The sequence below is a fragment of the Methylovulum psychrotolerans genome, assembly GCF_002209385.1.
Lineage (GTDB): Bacteria > Pseudomonadota > Gammaproteobacteria > Methylococcales > Methylomonadaceae > Methylovulum > Methylovulum psychrotolerans.
Map to the genome: position 1 here is coordinate 2638462 of NZ_CP022129.1, position 17098 is coordinate 2655559.

15 protein-coding genes and 1 tRNA gene are annotated in these 17098 nt (G+C 52.3%); 12 read left to right on the forward strand and 4 right to left on the reverse strand.

The window, feature by feature from the left end; genetic code table 11:
- Positions 1–19: 19 nt before the first annotated feature.
- The 10 genes from CEK71_RS11980 (at position 20) to CEK71_RS12025 (ending at position 8764) form a co-directional block, all read left to right on the forward strand.
- On the forward strand, positions 20–2776 hold the full coding sequence (locus tag CEK71_RS11980; protein WP_088619607.1) for an Hsp70 family protein: 2757 nt from the start codon (positions 20–22) through the stop codon (positions 2774–2776).
- A gap of 270 nt (positions 2777–3046) precedes the next feature.
- Positions 3047–4519: a sensor domain-containing diguanylate cyclase gene (locus CEK71_RS11985; RefSeq protein ID WP_088619608.1), complete on the forward strand. Its 1473-nt coding sequence runs from the start codon at positions 3047–3049 to the stop codon at positions 4517–4519.
- A gap of 83 nt (positions 4520–4602) precedes the next feature.
- Positions 4603–5001 (forward strand): hypothetical protein, encoded by a 399-nt coding sequence (locus tag CEK71_RS11990; RefSeq protein ID WP_088619609.1) that lies wholly within the window; start codon positions 4603–4605, stop codon positions 4999–5001.
- A gap of 169 nt (positions 5002–5170) precedes the next feature.
- On the forward strand, positions 5171–6025 hold the full coding sequence (locus CEK71_RS23190; protein WP_198328193.1) for an HNH endonuclease: 855 nt from the start codon (positions 5171–5173) through the stop codon (positions 6023–6025).
- 24 nt (positions 6026–6049) lie between these two features.
- Positions 6050–6607 carry a hypothetical protein gene (locus tag CEK71_RS12000; RefSeq protein WP_088619610.1) on the forward strand — a complete coding sequence of 186 codons (558 nt, stop codon included), beginning with the start codon at positions 6050–6052 and terminating at the stop codon, positions 6605–6607.
- Positions 6608–6705: 98 nt separating this feature from the next.
- Positions 6706–6954 carry a BrnT family toxin gene (locus CEK71_RS12005; protein ID WP_088619611.1) on the forward strand — a complete coding sequence of 83 codons (249 nt, stop codon included), beginning with the start codon at positions 6706–6708 and terminating at the stop codon, positions 6952–6954.
- On the forward strand, positions 6951–7193 hold the full coding sequence (locus CEK71_RS12010) for a BrnA antitoxin family protein (RefSeq protein WP_088619612.1): 243 nt from the start codon (positions 6951–6953) through the stop codon (positions 7191–7193). Before CEK71_RS12005 ends, CEK71_RS12010 begins: the two co-directional genes overlap by 4 nt.
- Before the next feature lie 145 nt (positions 7194–7338).
- Entirely contained in the window at positions 7339–7863 is a 525-nt protein-coding gene (locus CEK71_RS12015; RefSeq protein ID WP_088619613.1) for a hypothetical protein, read from the forward strand.
- Between the two features lie 315 nt (positions 7864–8178).
- Entirely contained in the window at positions 8179–8493 is a 315-nt protein-coding gene (locus CEK71_RS12020; RefSeq protein ID WP_088619614.1) for a type II toxin-antitoxin system RelE/ParE family toxin, read from the forward strand.
- Entirely contained in the window at positions 8483–8764 is a 282-nt protein-coding gene (locus tag CEK71_RS12025) for a helix-turn-helix domain-containing protein (RefSeq protein ID WP_088619615.1), read from the forward strand. The genes CEK71_RS12020 and CEK71_RS12025 overlap by 11 nt, the downstream gene beginning before the upstream one ends.
- Positions 8765–8947: 183 nt before the next feature.
- On the opposite strand, the gene recB is transcribed toward CEK71_RS12025, so the two are convergent.
- Positions 8948–12490 carry an exodeoxyribonuclease V subunit beta gene (recB, locus tag CEK71_RS12030; protein WP_088619616.1) on the reverse strand — a complete coding sequence of 1181 codons (3543 nt, stop codon included), beginning with the start codon at positions 12488–12490 and terminating at the stop codon, positions 8948–8950.
- A 215-nt stretch (positions 12491–12705) separates the two neighbouring features.
- Here recB and CEK71_RS12035 point away from each other — a divergent pair, with 215 nt between their 5' ends.
- The gene (locus CEK71_RS12035) at positions 12706–13371 is read left to right on the forward strand and encodes a hypothetical protein (protein ID WP_088619617.1); all 666 of its coding nucleotides are present in this window, start codon (positions 12706–12708) and stop codon (positions 13369–13371) included.
- Positions 13372–13478: 107 nt separating this feature from the next.
- Positions 13479–14942, forward strand: a complete 1464-nt coding sequence (locus CEK71_RS12040; protein ID WP_157679173.1) for a zinc-dependent metalloprotease family protein — start codon at positions 13479–13481, stop codon at positions 14940–14942.
- Between the two features lie 531 nt (positions 14943–15473).
- On the opposite strand, the gene CEK71_RS12050 is transcribed toward CEK71_RS12040, so the two are convergent.
- The 3 genes from CEK71_RS12050 to nadC form a co-directional block, all read right to left on the reverse strand.
- A tRNA-Leu gene (locus CEK71_RS12050) sits at positions 15474–15560 on the reverse strand.
- Between the two features lie 114 nt (positions 15561–15674).
- Positions 15675–16163, reverse strand: coding sequence for a flavin reductase family protein (locus tag CEK71_RS12055; protein WP_088619620.1), 489 nt, complete (start codon positions 16161–16163; stop codon positions 15675–15677).
- Positions 16156–16998 carry a carboxylating nicotinate-nucleotide diphosphorylase gene (gene nadC / locus CEK71_RS12060; protein ID WP_088619621.1) on the reverse strand — a complete coding sequence of 281 codons (843 nt, stop codon included), beginning with the start codon at positions 16996–16998 and terminating at the stop codon, positions 16156–16158. Before nadC ends, CEK71_RS12055 begins: the two co-directional genes overlap by 8 nt.
- Positions 16999–17098: the final 100 nt, after the last annotated feature.

Sequence of the window (17098 nt, forward strand, 5' to 3'; positions counted from 1 at the left end):
TATAAAAAAACAAACTATCGTGCAAACTCCAGCCCCCCGTTATCTGGTCGGCATCGACTTAGGGACGACCCACACTGTGGTCGCTTATGCCCCTATCGACAAATCCGCCGACATTCACATTTTTTCTGTCGAGCAACTGGTCGCCCCCGGTCAAGTGGCCGCCCGTCCCCTCTTGCCTTCGGTGCGCTACCATCCGGCGGAAGGCGAATTGTCGGCAGCGGATGTCAGCTTCTCCCCTGCCGGGGCCACGGCGGTCATCGGCGAGGCGGCGCGGGTTTTGGGCGCGAAAACCAAAGGCCGCTTTGTCACCAGTGCCAAAAGTTGGCTGTCACACCCGTCTGTAGACCATAGTGCGGAGATTTTGCCCTGGGGCAGCAGTGAAGACATTGCCAAAGTCTCGCCGATTGATGCCAGCGCCAGTTATTTGCAGCATATCCGCACGGTCTGGCGGCATAAATTCCCCGACGCGCCCTTAGAGCAGCAAGACATTGTCATTACCGTTCCCGCGTCCTTTGACGAGGCGGCGCGGTCTTTGACCCTAGAAGCGGCCAAACAGGCCGGGCTTAGCCAAGTGCGCCTGCTGGAAGAACCGCAAGCGGTTTGTTACGATTGGCTGCGCCGCAATACGGGTAATCTCCAGCAAGCCTTAGCCCAAGTGCATCTATTACTGATTTGCGATGTCGGCGGCGGCACCACCGACTTGACGCTGATTAAGGTCGAGCAGGGTCTGCACGAGCCGAAACTGACCCGCATCGGGGTTGGCGACCATCTGATGCTGGGCGGCGATAATATCGACTTGGCCTTGGCGCATCTGGCGGAAAGCCGTTTGGGCGCGGCGGACAAACGCCTGTCGGCGGCGGACTTTTCGCAATTGATCGAGCAATGCCGGATTGCCAAAGAACGCCTGCTGGCCGAAGACGCGCCCGAACAGGTCAATGTCACCTTATTAGGCGGCGGCTCGAAACTGATTGGCAGTTCGCGCTCGGCAGTGTTAAGCCGCGAAGAAGTCCGGCATATCGCCTTAGACGGCTTCTTCCCTTTATCCGGCTTACACGAACTGCCAGAGCGCAAACGTAGCGGCGTGGTCGAGTTTGGCCTGCCTTACGCCGCCGAACCGGCGGTCAGCAAACACATCGCGGCCTTTTTAAAGCAACATACCTTGGCGGCACAAGAAGCCTTGGGCGGCGGCGTGGGCGTACCGGACGCGCTATTGCTGAATGGCGGGGTGTTCCGTAGCCAACCGATTACCCAACGCCTGTTGGCCTTAATGGCATCTTGGCGGGAGCAACCGCCGCTGCTCTTGGAAAACCTGCATCCCGAACTGGCCGTAGCCTTTGGCGCGGTCAGTTACGCCGTCGCCCGCCGCGACAAAAAGCTGAAAATCGGCGGCGGCGCGGCGCGTAGTTATTTCCTCTTAGTCGATACCGATAGCACCGACCACCAGCAAGGTGTGTGCATCCTGCCCAAAGGCAGTGAAGAAGGCGACGAAGTGCTGTTGACAGGCCGCCAATTCGCCTTGCGTCTGGGGGTTCCGGTGCGTTTCCACTTAGCATCAACCACGGGCGACAATAACGTGAAGCCCGGCGATGTCGCGGCGATTACCGATGATTTCCATTCCCTGCCGCCTTTAGCGGTGGCCTTGCACAGTGACGGCGGCGAAGTCGCCAGCGAAGTGGTGGTGCAATTGGCGGTGACCCAAACCGAAGTGGGAACCTTAAAAATCCAATGCGTCGCGGTCGCCGACCCTAAGCAACGCTGGGATGTGGAATTTCAGATCCGCAAGAAAAACCGTACCGTCGGCAACGCCGATGTGGCTTTGCCCGCCGACAAGCTGTTGCGCTTGGAAGAAAAAATCCAAACCATCTACGGCGCAAAATCCAAACAAGTCGACCCTAAAGCGGTGAAAAGCCTCCGCGCCGACTTAGAAAAAATTGTCGGCACCCCGCGCCAAGACTGGGAAACCCCGCTGTTACGGACACTGTTCGGGCAATTATTGGACGGCAGCAAATACCACCGCCGCTCCGATAACCATGAGCGCATCTGGCTAAGCCTGATAGGTTTTTGCCTGCGCCCCGGCTTTGGTTATCCCTTAGACGATTGGCGGGTTGAGCAATTATGGAAACATTACCCGCACGGCATCCAATTCGTCAACGAGATCCAAAATTGGACAGAATGGTGGACGCTGTGGCGGCGCATTGCCGGAGGCCTGAACGCCGCCGCCCAAGAGCAATTGTTCAACGACATCAGCAAATACATCAACCCCGCTTCGGCACGGCAACCGGGCATCGCCAAACAACTTAAAACCCGCAGCTATGACGAAATCGTCCGCTTGGCGGCGGTGCTGGAACGCTTACCCGCCGCGCAAAAAAGCCAATTGGGCGACTGGTTGCTGCAACGTCTGCAAAAATCCGGCGAACCCGACCAAACCTGGTGGGCGGTCGGGCGTATCGGCGCACGCGTCCCGTTCCACGGCAGCAGCCATAACGTCATCCCCGCCGAAGTAGTAGCGGTCTGGCTGCAACAGATGCTCGGCCAAGATTGGAAAAAATCCCCGCATATCGGCTTTGCCGCCACCTTGATCGCCCGCATGAGCGGCGACCGTAGCCGCGACATCGACGACAGCCTGCGCGTACAGATCAGCGATAAACTAAAATTCAGCAAAGCCCCGGCCTCTTGGGTGGAACTGGTCGAGCAAGTCAAAGAGCTGGATGAAAAAGACGAGAAACAAATTTTTGGCGAAGCCTTACCGCCGGGTCTGAAATTGATTAACGCTTGAAGACGGATACTTAGGAGCGTGGGCATCTTGCCCGCAGGTATGGACAAGATGCCCGCGTTCCTAAATAAAAACCATCTATACAGACAACCCAGTGCCAACTTTTTTTAACCCCCCCACCTTATTCCCACAAGCGGATAGGCATAAAAGCGTATAAACACTTCTTATTTGCCAATATGTTACAGAATTTATAAATGGCAGTTGAATTATCGGCTAACGGTAGTATGCTAACCGCACTCTATTAAGCCGCTGCCCACCCGATAGGTTCCTAAAATGGCTAAGACTAAAGAAATTGTTACCGAAGCCCTCCCCACCATTGCGGATAAGCCTTTTTTTGAAGAAGACACGGATTTCAAAATAGTTGCCGAAGATGCCCCGGTCATGCTTTGGCTGACCAATTCTGAAGGCAAAGTCGTCTTTACCAATTCAAAATGGAAAAAATTTGTCGGGGCGACAACGGAGGGGCAATTAAGCGGCGAAACGTGGCTAAACGCATTACATTCTGACGACCGTGACGACTGCCTGCATGTTTTTCGGGATGCGTTCCAGTCCCACCAGCCTTTCGAAATGGAATACCGCTTGCGGCGGTTTGACAGCCAATACCGTTATATCCTCGATACCGGCGAGCCTTATATTAACAAGGAAGGCAAATTCTCCGGTTTCATCGGCTCGTCCACCGACATCACCGACCGCAAAAACTACGAAAACCGCCTGCACCTTTCGCAACTGGAGCTGACCCAGCATAACCGCGAAATGGCGCTGATTAACGAACTGAATTCGTATTTGCAGGTATGCCGTTCCTTAAAAGAAACCCATGCCATTGTCCATTATTATGCCAAGCGGATTTTTACCGACCAGTCAGGGGCGTTGTACCTGTTCAATGACGACCACAGCCTGGTGGAGGCGGTGGCCACTTGGGGCGAGGCGCAGTTTTTCTCCTCGCTGGCGATTGCCTCCGATGACTGCTGGGCGCTGCGCCAAGGGCGGCTGCATATTGTCGAAGATCCCGACAACGCCATCCTGTGCCACCATGTCCTGCCCAACATCAACCAAGGCTATGTCTGCTCCCCCGCCATCGCACAAGGCGAAATGATCGGCTTTTTGTGCGTAACCTTGGGCGATAAGCACGACGATAAGCGCGGGGCATGGACATCGGTGGAATCACGCACCCGTTTGATTTCCCTGGCCGCCGACAACTTGGCAATGGCGTTGGTCAGCCTTAAATTGCGCGAAGCCTTGCGCAACCGCTCATTGCACGACCCGATGACGCAATTGTTTAACCGCCGTTATCTGGATGAATCCTTGGCCCACGAACTGGCCAATTGCCACCGCAACACCACCGCTTTAGGCTTGATTATGATCGATATCGACCATTTTAAAACCTACAATGACACCTACGGGCATGATGCAGGGGATTTTGTCCTGACCGAAATCGCCGAAATTATGCGTTCCAAACTCAGGGAACACGACATCGCCTGCCGCTACGGCGGCGAAGAGTTGGTGATGATTTTGCTCGGTGCGAACAAAGAAACCGCCGCCATCCGCGCCGAAAGCGTCCGCGCGGCGATAGAAAAACACGAGTTTACTTACAAGGGCAAAGCCTTAGCGAAAGTCACCGCGTCGTTTGGGGTCGCGGCCTGTCCTGAGGATGGCCATAGCAGCCACGCACTGTTAAAAGCCGCCGATGTCGCCCTGTATCAGGCTAAAGACACGGGGCGTAATAAGGTGGTGCTTAGCCAAAGCTAAACAGCAGAGCGAATGGGAATTGCCTATCAGGCGACCTGCTGGCTCCGCGCCGTCCAATACCGCCGCAATCGCCGCGTAATCTAATGAATATATTGCAAGTTATCGAGAGTGCATTTCCAGGGTCAAGTCATTTAGCAATTGACTTAGATGCGGAAATCCAAGCAAACCAGAATCCTATGGAACTGCCAGGGAGCCCCGGCCTTTTGTCCCTAATACCCGCTTATATGCAATGGGCTGTCCTGAATAGGGATAACTACGGCCAATTGGTTACCGATTGGACCTTAAATGCTTTGGCTGAATATGGCCGGGCTAAGTCGGAAGAATCGGCACACTTGAATTTCAAATTTTTGTGCACTGAATTACAACGGTTAGCAGTTTGCTCTTTTTTGGAGTGGAGCCTGTCGACCCTCGTGATAGTTCCCGAAGAGCAAGTAAAGAGAGCCGTCAAGCACTGGCTTAAGTCGGTTGGCAATCCAACTTAAGCCGACACCCATTGCGTTGCCGGGCAAAATGCGCTTGAGTCATGCCCAATAAGCCAACCCCAGCGTTTCGGCCGGCGAAGCTTTTAGTTTTCACTGGCAAGCGGTTTCGCTGTAGATCATCGGGTGGGCAGCCCCTTACCTGTAACGCCAGCCTTTACACTGGATCAATATGCTACCAAAACACGCAGAGAAGATTGTTAATCTCCTACGAGATTTTGCAGAACTTGGACAATCGCAGTTTACATTTCTTGAGATAGACCAAAGTCGCGAGCTTTCAAAATTTCATAAGTCGGTTGATGGAAAGCCTTGTAAAGGCAGATACCTAATAAGGGACTCCACTGGTTGTAAATTATGGATTATCATTTTTGAGCAGTATCAGAAACAACCGGATAATTACTACCTAGTGCTTTTTCCAGAATCGAAGACTAGACGATTCGCCGAAATTCACAAGATCAGTGACACGAATAGCGAATTGACGTTGCATTGGACTTATAATCCGACAAAACAAGATAGAATGAATCCGAAGCGTCATGCTTATTTTACCCAAGCCTTTCTCTCTGACACCATCAACATATACGTTCCAAATAATGTCTTCGAAGCCAGTGATTTCCTAACAGAGCTATTTTTCTTGGCTGAGAGTCGTCAGAAAGCCGACGATCTCGACAAAAACATGCCAGCTATTAGAGACGGTTTCCCTGAAGGTAAACTAAAAGAACGGCTGCATTTGGCTAGGGAAAGAAACGCTGAACTGGCATACCGTGCTAAAGAAGAGGCCTTGCGTCTGAATGGTTGCCTCAGTTGTATGTGTTGCGGCTTTAATTTCTTTGAAAAATACGGTGAGTTAGGGAAGGGTTACATCGAGGCTCATCACACAAAACCAGTTAGCGAACTTCACGAAGATGGAGAAACAACAAAAATTGAAGACCTAGCACTTGTTTGCTCAAACTGTCATCGTATGCTTCACAGACGACGGCCTTGGCTTAAGATGCACGAATTAGTAAATTTGTTAAGCGTGTCAAAATAAACATATTAATAGGCTGTATGTCGCATGAAAAAAGCATTGTTATTCTTGTCCGGTGTCATCGTAGTAGCGGTTGCCGCATACTTTGTTTTGTTTCCGCGTGACACTTTCATTAGCTTTTCCGGGCCAAACAGCGGCATAGTCACTTTTTCAAGTTCTGGTGTTTCATTCGAGTCCGCCCCAGACCAATACGCCTCCAACGGCTTCGACCACATCGAGCCATACGTGGCACGCTTGCTCGTCCCCTCGAAACATTTCCAGTTTCTGCACATTTTCACACCAGATGACACCCGAAGCTTTAGCTTAAGTGCAAGGGACGGTGTGGTGGAGGCGGGTCTGTCATTTGAGTGGCGACAGGAGCCACAGCGAGAGGCTGCTATCAGAAAATTTTTCAGTTCACTGGGCATTGCACCGTCAAAAGACTACCTTGCCAGCAATGGCGAGCTGCCAGATGCCATTCTTTTTTTGAAATATCCAGTCAGCGGTAACACTACCGAGATCACGGCGCTCACAAAACGCATTTTGCAGGAGTTATGCGGCATTTCAGCAACGGAAGCACTGAACATTTCTTTGCAAGAAAAATAACCTGGTCAGCTAAAGGAATGCGGTATCATGGGTGCGCCGTTTTTCACCCTTAGCCGAACCTTGCTTGTCACGGTGCGAATTGCTGGCGTTCTCCGCCAATCAGAAAAAAACATGGCGTTTCTTTCGAAGAAGCCAAATCCGTTTTTTATGACGAATTTGCAATGCAGTTTTATGATGACGGGCATTCGGAAGAGGAACACCGTTTCTTGATGCTTGGTTTTAGTTGTGAATCCAGAATGCTTCTTATCTGCCACTGCGAACGCGATTCAGGCAATACAATCAGGATAATATCAGCGCGTAAAGCAACTAAACGCGAATGCAGCCATTACAAAGGTAACATGCCATGAAAGCGGAATATGATCTTTCCCAAATGAAGTCCCGAAAAAACCCTTATGCCTCCAAGCTTAAGAAGTCGGTTACTATCCGGCTGGGAGAGGATGTAGTTGATTATTTTAAAGCAATGGCGGAAAGTACGGGTGTGCCTTATCAAAGCCTTATCAATCTCTATCTTCGGGACTGTGTACATCAGCACCGGACAATTGATATTGCTTGGCAATCAAGCCCAAAGGCAAGTTCGGGGCAATGAATCGCCTTTGCTTTTTTCGGCTGATTAGCCAATCATGCCCTATAAACCAGCCCGCTGTTCCAGCTTACATTTTCAATAGTGAGCGACTTCGCTGTAAGCCATGTCCGGGTAGCCCCTTACCGTAACGTTGGGTTGCAAGGTAAATATGACCGAAAACGAAATATACCAAATACAAATACTTGCACACCTTTTGCCCGACGATGACCCTGAGTTTTGGTCAACTCTCACCGATTTTATGCTGCATCAAGTTGAGGCCGAGTTGGACGGGGTCGCTCAGGTGTTTGAGGTCTATGCACAAATTGGAGCATGTTCTCATTGGCTACGGCCTCACCAGACCCGCTGGACTGCCGCTGGAGGTTTTGCATATCCAAGCGGGTACGGCGGTTCGGGTTACTCACGCAATGGCCTTCCCGAATTCGATTGGAGTGTCACTCTGTATCGCCAACGGGAAACAAACACTTGGCAACTGGTTGAAAAACCAACTGGCAATAAATGGTTGCTGTTTCGAGCTACGTTTCCCACCCATACACGCCGACACGCCCAGGCCGCTATCCATACACAGTGGACACCGAGTAATCCGGCCAAAACTGGCCCTAAACCAGTTCGCTTTTTTGGTTTCCGTAAAATCAACGGTCACTGGAGGTGTGTAGCTGATAGCAATGACGAGTGAAAAAGCAACCCATAAGCCAGGGTTGTTCGAAAATAGAATACTGCATGGAAGTCAAGCTTTTTTATTTTTAAAAGAGATGATTTCGTGCGGCACAACGACAGTAACAAAGGTTAACAAAAAGGGGTTTACTTTTCTATGACAGGGACACGTTGGCGGTTTTGAGGTTTAGTTTTTATCTAGGTTCGGTGGCTTCGCTTGGCTTTCGTGAGCGGCGTATCCTTACCGTAACGTCATGCCCACTAATCGAAAAACATTCGATACAATGTAACCATCACTTAATTTGCGATTTATACGGCTTTGCCGTATTATCATGGCATGTACACAGTCGCCGAAACGTCTATTTTCCGCAAATACGCATCAGAAATATGGTCAGATGCCGAAGTGACGGAATTCATCAACTGGATTGCTGCAAACCCTTATTCGGGTGCGGTCATTTCTGGTTCTGGTGGTTGCAGGAAAGTCCGTTGGTCGCGTTCGGGCAAAGGTAAGCGTGGCGGAGCGCGGGTCATTTACTTTGTTATTGAAAATGATGCCATTTGGCTGTTGATTGCTTACACTAAAGCAAAATTCGACAATCTGCCAACGGCGTTTTTAGCAGAACTGAAAAAAGAGGTGGAAAATGGACTCTGAAATGGAACGGTTTCAGCAAGATTTGCTTGAGTCAGTCAAACAAATGAAACGTGGCGAAGCTGTCAGGGTATCTAACGTAGCCCTTACTGAGGCCGCACAGGCCCGGTCGTTTGTTGGCCTTTCCCAAACTGAGTTTGCAAAATTGCTTGGCGTGTCAGCACGAACTTTACAAGATTGGGAACAAGGCAGGCGTGAACCCACCGGGGCCGCTAAAACCTTGCTGAAAGTGGCAGTAAGCCACCCAGAAGTGCTTAGGGGGCTTCATGCTTAATGTCGCGGCATTGTTGCTAGGCTCGCATTTTTGTTTTACGTCAGCATCCAAAACATAACAAGCCAGTCAAAAGGACGCCCCGCCCGTTGGCGGTTTTAGCGTTTAGTTTTTATCAACATTCCGTGGCTTCATTGGCTACCACTAGCGGTACGCCCCTGCCATAAAAAAATCCTCCCAAATTAGTCATCCCCCAGCAAACAACCGCGCCAAGTCCTCCACCCTCCCCCTATCCGGCCTATCCCAATAAACCCCGCTCATCGGCTGCTCCGGCTGCATCCCACGCACGAACAAATAACACACCCCACCAAAATGACGCTCATAGTCATAATCCGGCAAGCGGATTTGTAGGTAGCGGTGCAAAACAACGGTGTATAACCAATATTGCAAGCCGTAGTTATGTTCGCGCATGGCGTGGGTGAGGGTGTCGGGTGCGTAATCGGGCAGGCTGTTGGTTTTGTAGTCCATCACATAAAAACGGCCTTGGTAAGCGCAGATCAAGTCGATAAAACCGGTCAAAAAACCGCACATTTGTTTGCTGCTCAAGGGCTGGTAGGCGGGGCTGTCTTGGAGGATGCGGTTTATTTGGCTGGCATCCATGCTCTGCATCGCCAGATAAAAGGGCATTTCTTTTAGGCAGTGCGCGTCGTCAAGGTTTTTTAGGCAAAAATTAGGGTCGGCGCTTAAGGGCGTGTTGACCACCGCTTGCAATAATTCATCCAGCAAGGTCGGTTGCGGCAGTTTTAGGCCGTAGCGTAAGCAGGCTTTGTCGCGTTGCTCGCTGATGTCCAGGCCGTTTGCCAAGTCGGCGAAACGGTTGTTTTCTAATAAATCGTGGACGACGTTACCCGTATGCGCCCCGCGCGGCAATTCGGCGGGTTCTTGCTCTGCTGCGTTGGCGGGTTCGCGGGCTTTATCGGGCGGCAGTTCCGGGCTGTCGCTTTGGCTGAGTGCGGACAGGGCGGTGTAGCTGCTCATTTGCCAACGGGTATATAAAGAGCGGTTAAGGCTACGCGCCTGTAAGGTGCGGGCGGTTTTGCCCGTTAGCCTAAGCGGGGCGGGGTTGCTGTCGGTGTCTGCCGTTAGCAGGCGGTAGGCGAAGGTGTCGGGGGCTTGGTCTGCCAGGTCTTGTAAAATGGCTTGCTGCCCAGTAAAACCGCTGTCGGCAAAGTCCAGTAACCACGCCATCGCCGAGTTGTTGGGGTTGGCTTCGCTGCGGACATTGCCCCAGACCAGATAGCAACGGTATTTGGCGCGGGTGACGGCGACGTAAAACACCCGCAAGTCTTCGGCCTGTTCTTCGTATAGGGCTTGGGCGCGGTGGGTCTCAAAGTGTTCGGAGCCTAAGTCAACGTGCATTTGCCCGTGCAGGTGGCAGGTCAATAGCTCGGTTTCATTGCTTAACCTGTCGTTGCGTTGCCAGAGATAGGGGCAAAACACGACTGGATATTCTAGGCCTTTCGAGCGGTGCATGGTGACGATTTTCACGGCATCATCATCGCTTTCTAAGCGCAATTGGGCGTTTTCGTCGCCGCTGGTGCTGGCGGCGGCGATGGTGGCGCGGAGCCAATCCAGGGTTTTCATCATGCCCAAATGCTCATCTAACACCGCTTGTTGCAGCAATTCTAAGATATGGTGCAGGTTGGTCAGTTGCCGTTCGGCCATGATGCTTTGGGCGATAGTCAGGCGGATGTTTTCGCGCTCTAACAGTTCCATCAGCATCGCCATTAGCCCAGCGGTTTGCCAGTCTTGGTAGTAGCCTAAAAAGCGGGCGTGCCATTGGTCGAGCTCGGCCTCGTTGTGGCTGAGTTGGTAGAGGCTTTGCCCGTCTAAGCCTAACCAGCTGAGGGTGAGGGCTTGTTTGAGCAAGGTGCTGTCGCCGGGGTTGGCGACGGCTTGCAGTAACAGGTATAAATCGCTGGCTTCGGGGCTGGCAAATACCGATTCGGTGCTGTTGATGACGGCAGGCACGCCCGCTTGGCGCAATTGGGCTTGGTAGTCGCGGGCTTGGCGGTTGCTGCGCACTAAAATGGCAATGTCTTTGGCCTGTAGTGGCGTGTGTTCGGGGCGGAAATCATAGTCTTGCGACAATAAGGCCACGACTTCATCAATAATATGGCGGCTGATTAACTCGGCGGCTTTGCCTGCTGTCCAATACCCGGATTTGCTGTCGCTGTCCGGCAATTGCCAAAACATCAGCGGCGGCACGGCTACCCCGTCCAGATACAGGGCGGTGCTGGTGGCGGCTTTGGCAGCTTTGACGGGATAAAAGTCTAAGTCGGGCAGTAAAAAGGCCTGTTCGCGCCGGAATAGGGTGTTGACGGCGGCGACCAGCAAGGGCTGGGAGCGCCAGTTTTTATCCAAGGTGTAGCGGTGTTCGGCCTGTTTTTGCGCGGTGAGGTAAGAATAAATGTCCGCGCCGCGAAATTTATAAATGGCTTGTTTGGGGTCGCCGATCAGGTATAAAAACGGGCGGCAGGTCTCTTCGCCTTGGGCTTCCCCGGCAAAAATGGCGGAAAAAATCAGCCATTGCTTGTCGTCGGTATCCTGAAATTCGTCAATCAACGCCGCCTGGTAGGTTTGCCGCAATTCGGTGATTAAGGCCGCACCCAACTCGGTTTCCAACACGTCGGCGAGGCGGCTTATCACATCGTCAAACGATAATAAATTCATTTGCTGCAAGCGTTTATCCAAATCCATACGCAAGGTTTCCAGCAACAGCCGCCTGAACAATAAGGGGATTTGTTGGTAAGCCTGGGCTAAGTCCTCAAAAACGGCGGTGTCGATGCCTAGCCCTTGCAGATAGGCGGCTTTGCGCTCGGCACTGGTTTGGCCTTTGGCGGCACGGAATTTATTGCCGTGCAACGCTTCCAGCAAGCCGTTTTCGGTCAACAAGGCAAACGCTTCCGGGTCGGGTATGTCGGGGCGGCCTTCTTGCAGCCAAGCGGCTAAGGCTTGGTAATGCAGCTCAAAATTGTCTTGGTAACTGCTTTTAAACTTATCCTCGGCAAAGGCTTGCCGTAGCCGTGCCGCTGTCGGTGCCAGCACACTGGCGGCTTGTTGGGCCAGGCTGGTTAGGGTGTTTAAGGCCGCGTCCAAGTCGCCGTGTTCGGGGTGGATTTTTATCCGCGTGGTTGGGCTAAGACCTGCGCTAGGGAAGCCCGCCAAACTGCCGAGCAAGGCATCGGGGGTGTTAAAGCGGGCGGTCAGTACCGCGACTTCCCATAAAGGCCGCGCCATTTGTTGCCGCCAAAAATCATCGGCGCACGCTTGTTTGATACTGGCCAAATCACCCGTCAGCTCGGCATCGAACAATTGGCCGGTTTCCAGCGCGTAGTGGTGCAAGACGTTTTGGCAAAAGCCGTGGATGGTAAAAATCCCCGCTTGGTCGATGTCCACCAAAGCCACCGCCAGCCGCTGCCGGATGTCTTCGGGCGGGATGTCTAATTGCTCTAACCAATCGCGGATGGCGGGATCGGCCAAATGCGGCGCGTTCAGTGCCCGCTTAGCTTCCGCCAGACGGCCACGGATACGCTCTTTCAGCTCTTCGGTGGCGGCTTTGGTAAACGTCACCACCAGCACTTGCTTGATACTAATGGCGTTTTCGACGACAAAGCGCAAGACCAGCATGGCAATCGCGTATGTCTTACCCGTGCCGGCACTGGCTTCTATTAAATTGACCCCCTGATGCAAGCGGGCGCTAGTCGGATCAAAATGTTCTGGGAGCATAAGCAGGGCTGTTGAGGGCGAATAACGCTATTATAAGTATTCGCCCACTATAATACAGCTTCGCATCGTTCGGGTTATGTATTACTATCTGGGTTTACGCACACGCATTGTCCCACCAACGCTTAGACCCGCCAGCCGATCTTAACGCCATCGAGACCCGTGTTTTTTGTGGGCAAACGTCCGTGCCATCAACCCAGTGCTATTGCGGAGAAAACATGCAGCCCCTTTGCCTACCAAACACCCCTCAAATCCTAGCCGCCATGGCTTTGCTGCTCTGTTCCTGCCCAGTATTGGCTGTGAATGCGTGGAATTATCAGCGGGAAACCGATGTGGTCAATAACCAAACCTACAGCACTGCCATGTCACCGATGCCGCGCCGTGACCTGTATGACGAATTGAAGCTGGAAGTGGTGTGCCGCAACCAACAATTGCAGGTTGACCTGACCGCCGATAACCTGATCGCCTCGCAAGGCAGCCAATTCGACATCAGCTACCAGATTGACCAAACCCCGCCCGTCGGCTTGCAAATGACCACGTTCCCCGACTCCAAACGTAAAGGCTATACCGATACCGACGCGCAAACGCTAATTAAAGCAATGTTAGCGGGCAAAGAGAGCATTTTTCTTAAAGTCCTCACCATGACGCGCAAAGAATTGGCAGGATCCATTCCGCTCGCCGGGGCCAGTGAAGTGCTGCAAAAAGTGGTCAGCGATTGTGCCGCCGGAGCGGCGATTGCCGCAGCCGACCCGCATCCGAAACCCCTAGAAACCGCTGCCGACTATGATTTTAAAACCTTCCAGCAAGATTTTAACAAGCTGTCGGTGGGGCAGCAAAGGCAGCTACTGGGCCGTATTAAACAATTATTGGAGGATATGCGCTAACTCAGGCTAACGTGCAGAACCCAAAATTGCGGCTATAATGAAGACGGCTCTTTACTCCGATTAAAAGGGCTTTGATGGACTTACATTCTAACTATAACGGGCATATTATGAACACATACAATAATTTGGAGCTAAAACCGCTGGCACTGCTGATCTTGGCATTAATGCCACTCGCCGCTTCTGCACAAACCTCCCAGCACTTTGGTTTAGGGATGCCAGCACCTTTGCAAATCAGTGACTTGCCTGCCAGTCAGTTCCGCGCCAAACTCAATACTTTGCCTGCCAAAGCCCAAGCTAAAGCCCTTAACACCCTACGCGGCCTGTCTTTTACCGATAAGGATTTGCCTTACTTACAAGTCGATAACACGGGCGGCATATTATATGTGGACAGCTTTTTGCCGCCCGCCGCACCAGCCACCGCTTTAAGCAGCACCGCTGAAACTGTACCGTTAATCACCGCCGCCGAGGCGTTTGCCTTGCACAGCAAAAAAGGTGCGAAAAATATCATTTATCTGGATTTTAATGGCATGGATGTCACGGGGACAGCGTGGAACGCCGGCACTGTGACGACTTACAAGGCCTTAGCTTATGATTTAGACGGCTCACCGGGTACGTTCAGCCCTACCGAACTAAACAATATTGCCGATATTTGGCATCGGGTTGCGGAAGACTATATGCCGTTTAATGTCGATGTCACCACCAAACAACCCAAAACTTTCGGGCCGACGGTCGGACGCATCCTCATCACTAAAAACGTCGATAAAAACGGTGTGGCCATGCCTGCCTCCACTGCGGGCGGAGTGGCTTATGTCGGGGCTTGGGGAGACTCTAATTATGGCTATTATTCGCCCGCTTTAGTCTATTACAATAATTTGGGCAGCGGTTATCCGCCTTATGTCGCCGAAGCCGCCGCCCATGAAATGGGCCACAACCAAGGCTTGTCACATGACGGCACATCGACAGTAGGCTATTATGCCGGTTTAGGTTCCGGCTATGTGTCGTGGGGGCCAATTATGGGCGTGGGTTATTATACTAACGTCACCCAATGGAGTAAGGGCGAATACCCCGATGCCAACCAAAAGCAAGATGATGTCGCCATTATCGCCACCAATATGGGCTACCGCCCCGATGACCACGGCAAAACCTTAACCACAGCCACGCCTCTGGTGGTGAACGCGGCGGGGACTATTGCCGCAACCAACCCCGAAACCGACCCGTTTAACAGCAACCCCGCCAATAAAGGCGTTATCGGCAAGCTGAATGATGTCGATATGTTTACGTTTTATGCCGGGGCGGGTGCGGTGAACATCACCGTGACCCCCGCCTGGGATGCGTTTTACCATAACAACCAACGCGGGGCCAATCTTGACATTAAGGCCACCTTGTATGACTGGAATGGCAAAGTGGTGCAGGCAATCGATCCTTTAGATGAAACCAAAGCGGTGTTGAGCGCCACGGTGCCTGCGGGACAATATTATTTGTCCGTCAAAGGCGTAGGCAATAGCGTCACTCCGTATTCCACCTACGATAGCTTAGGCCAGTATTTTATCAGAGGCACCGTTACGCCTTAAAGGTAAAGAGATTTAAAGGCAGGGCGGCGCTGCACTGCCGCCCTTGTTCCGGTCTGTTGGAGCAAACGGGGCGGCAAAGCGTCTGGCCTATCCGTTTATAAAATAGCGGCAGACTAATCCCCGCAGTGAATTTTTGGAAAATCAATATGGATAACGCAATTAAAGCTTCCTCCCCAGCCGTTTTTTTGGCCAGTTTAACCGCTCTCACGCAATTTATATTCGGCCTTAGTAGCAAGCCAGCCCCCTAAAGTAGGCCGATAAGGCAATCCACCTAGTATGCTTTTTATTGCCTTTTTTCCTGCAAATCGGCAAATGAACCGCCACGTTTTAACGCCGCTGAATTTTACAAGCAAGGGTAAGACTCGCCTTTTTATTGAGTTTCTCAGCTGCGGCTTACTTTAGCCCGTATCACGATTTGTATCACGCATTTGGGTGCATTGTGTGGGATTTTGTGTTTCATTGGGCAATAAAAAACCCGCCAAGCCTTGCAGCTTGCGGGTTTTGTAATTCTGTAACGCTTAAAGCAGCTTATGGTACCGAGGAAAGGACTTGAACCTTCACGAGCTTGCGCCCACTAGCACCTGAAGCTAGCGTGTCTACCAATTTCACCACCTCGGCAAAGGTTGCTGTAAAGCTATAGTGAGGGCGCATTATACTGACTGGGGCCGGATTTATCAACCCTAATTCTAAAAAATTGCTGTTCAGCTTAGGTTGCACAACGTTCGGGTAAGCTTATGGCGAAGGGTAAAGCTTGCTGCTGCCGTCCATATCGCCGGTTTGCCCATAGAGCATCGGTTTGCCGTCGTGCAGTTTTTGCGCCGCGACGACCTCGCAAAAGACCAGTTTATGGTCGCCTGCGTCGGCGTAATGGCTGACGCGGCAATCGAAATACGCTAAGGCGGAGGCGAGGATGGGTGCGCCGGTGCGGTCTTGTTGCCAAACAAAGCCGGCCATTTTATCGGGTAAATCGGTGCGGCCAAAATGCTCGGCAACCGCCAGTTGCTGGTGGTTTAGGACATTGACCGAACACACTCCGCCCGCTTGCAGTAATTGGTAGGAATGGTTGTGCGGGTTGACGCTGATGGCCAGCAACGGTGGCCGGAACGACACTTGCATGACCCACGCGGCGGTAAACGCGTGTTGCTGCTCGCCATTACTGACACCGATGATGTAAACGCCGGAGTTAATGTGTTTTAATAAGGCGGATAACGGTTCATTCATGGCAAAGCTCCAAATCAATACGCATGGACAAGTCGATGGCCTTGAGGTTTTTGGTCAAAGCTCCGATGGAGATATAGTCTACGCCGGTTTCGGCGACGCTTCTGATATTTGTTAAGGTGATATTGCCGGAGGCCTCCAATTCGGTGCGGCCTGCGGTTAAAGCCACGGCGCTGTGCAGGTCGGCCAGCGTGAAGTTGTCGAGCATGATGCGCTCAGGCCGGGCGGCTAGGGCTTCGGACAATTCCGCTAAAGACTCCACTTCGACTTCAATAGGGGCGGCGGTCTGTTGCCGTGCCGCCTGTACGGCTTGGGCGATGGAACCGGCGGCGATGATATGGTTTTCTTTGATTAAGACACCGTCATAAAGGCCCTGCCGATGATTATGGCAACCGCCGCAAATAACCGCGTATTTTTGGGCTTTTCTTAGCCCTGGCAGGGTTTTGCGGGTGTCCAGCACCTTGCAGCCTGTGCCTGCGATGGCTTCGGCGTAACGGCTGGCGATGGTGGCGGTGGCGGATAGGGTTTGCAGCAAGTTTAGGGCGGTGCGCTCGCCGGTCAGCAAGGCTCTGGCGTTACCGCTTAAGGTGCAGAGCAGGGTGTCGGGGGCGACTTGCGCCCCTTCGGCGACGTGCCAAACAATGTCAATATCCGGGGCTAGGGCGTTAAAAATGGCATTAAACCAAGCCTGTCCGCACAGTGTCGCGGCCTCGCGGGTAATCACCTGCGCATGGGCGGTTTGCCCGCTTGGGATGATGTTGGCGGTCAGATCGCCCGCCCCGATGTCTTCGGCAAGAAAAGCTTGGATGTCGGCGGTGCTGATAGGGTTAGGTATCATAGGTAGCTTGGGGGTTGGGGTGTAAACGCGACGGCTGCTGCTGCCGACAGTAAGGGCATTATGATAAGATGTTTTGTAGGTTCAGCCTATATGGTAGACT

Bases quoted from the DNA above. Each gene is read 5' to 3' on its own strand.
- CEK71_RS12000 (WP_088619610.1), top strand. From the start codon at position 6,050: ATGAAAAAAGCATTGTTATTCTTGTCCGGTGTCATCGTAGTAGCGGTT.
- CEK71_RS12020 (WP_088619614.1), top strand. From the start codon at position 8,179: ATGTACACAGTCGCCGAAACGTCTATTTTCCGCAAATACGCATCAGAA.
- CEK71_RS12035 (WP_088619617.1), top strand. From the start codon at position 12,706: ATGCAGCCCCTTTGCCTACCAAACACCCCTCAAATCCTAGCCGCCATG.
- CEK71_RS12040 (WP_157679173.1), top strand. From the start codon at position 13,479: ATGAACACATACAATAATTTGGAGCTAAAACCGCTGGCACTGCTGATC.
- CEK71_RS11990 (WP_088619609.1), top strand. From the start codon at position 4,603: ATGAATATATTGCAAGTTATCGAGAGTGCATTTCCAGGGTCAAGTCAT.
- CEK71_RS12055 (WP_088619620.1), bottom strand. From the start codon at position 16,163: ATGAATGAACCGTTATCCGCCTTATTAAAACACATTAACTCCGGCGTT.
- CEK71_RS12015 (WP_088619613.1), top strand. From the start codon at position 7,339: ATGACCGAAAACGAAATATACCAAATACAAATACTTGCACACCTTTTG.
- nadC (WP_088619621.1), bottom strand. From the start codon at position 16,998: ATGATACCTAACCCTATCAGCACCGCCGACATCCAAGCTTTTCTTGCC.
- CEK71_RS12025 (WP_088619615.1), top strand. From the start codon at position 8,483: ATGGACTCTGAAATGGAACGGTTTCAGCAAGATTTGCTTGAGTCAGTC.
- CEK71_RS11985 (WP_088619608.1), top strand. From the start codon at position 3,047: ATGGCTAAGACTAAAGAAATTGTTACCGAAGCCCTCCCCACCATTGCG.
- CEK71_RS12010 (WP_088619612.1), top strand. From the start codon at position 6,951: ATGAAAGCGGAATATGATCTTTCCCAAATGAAGTCCCGAAAAAACCCT.
- CEK71_RS23190 (WP_198328193.1), top strand. From the start codon at position 5,171: ATGCTACCAAAACACGCAGAGAAGATTGTTAATCTCCTACGAGATTTT.
- recB (WP_088619616.1), bottom strand. From the start codon at position 12,490: ATGCTCCCAGAACATTTTGATCCGACTAGCGCCCGCTTGCATCAGGGG.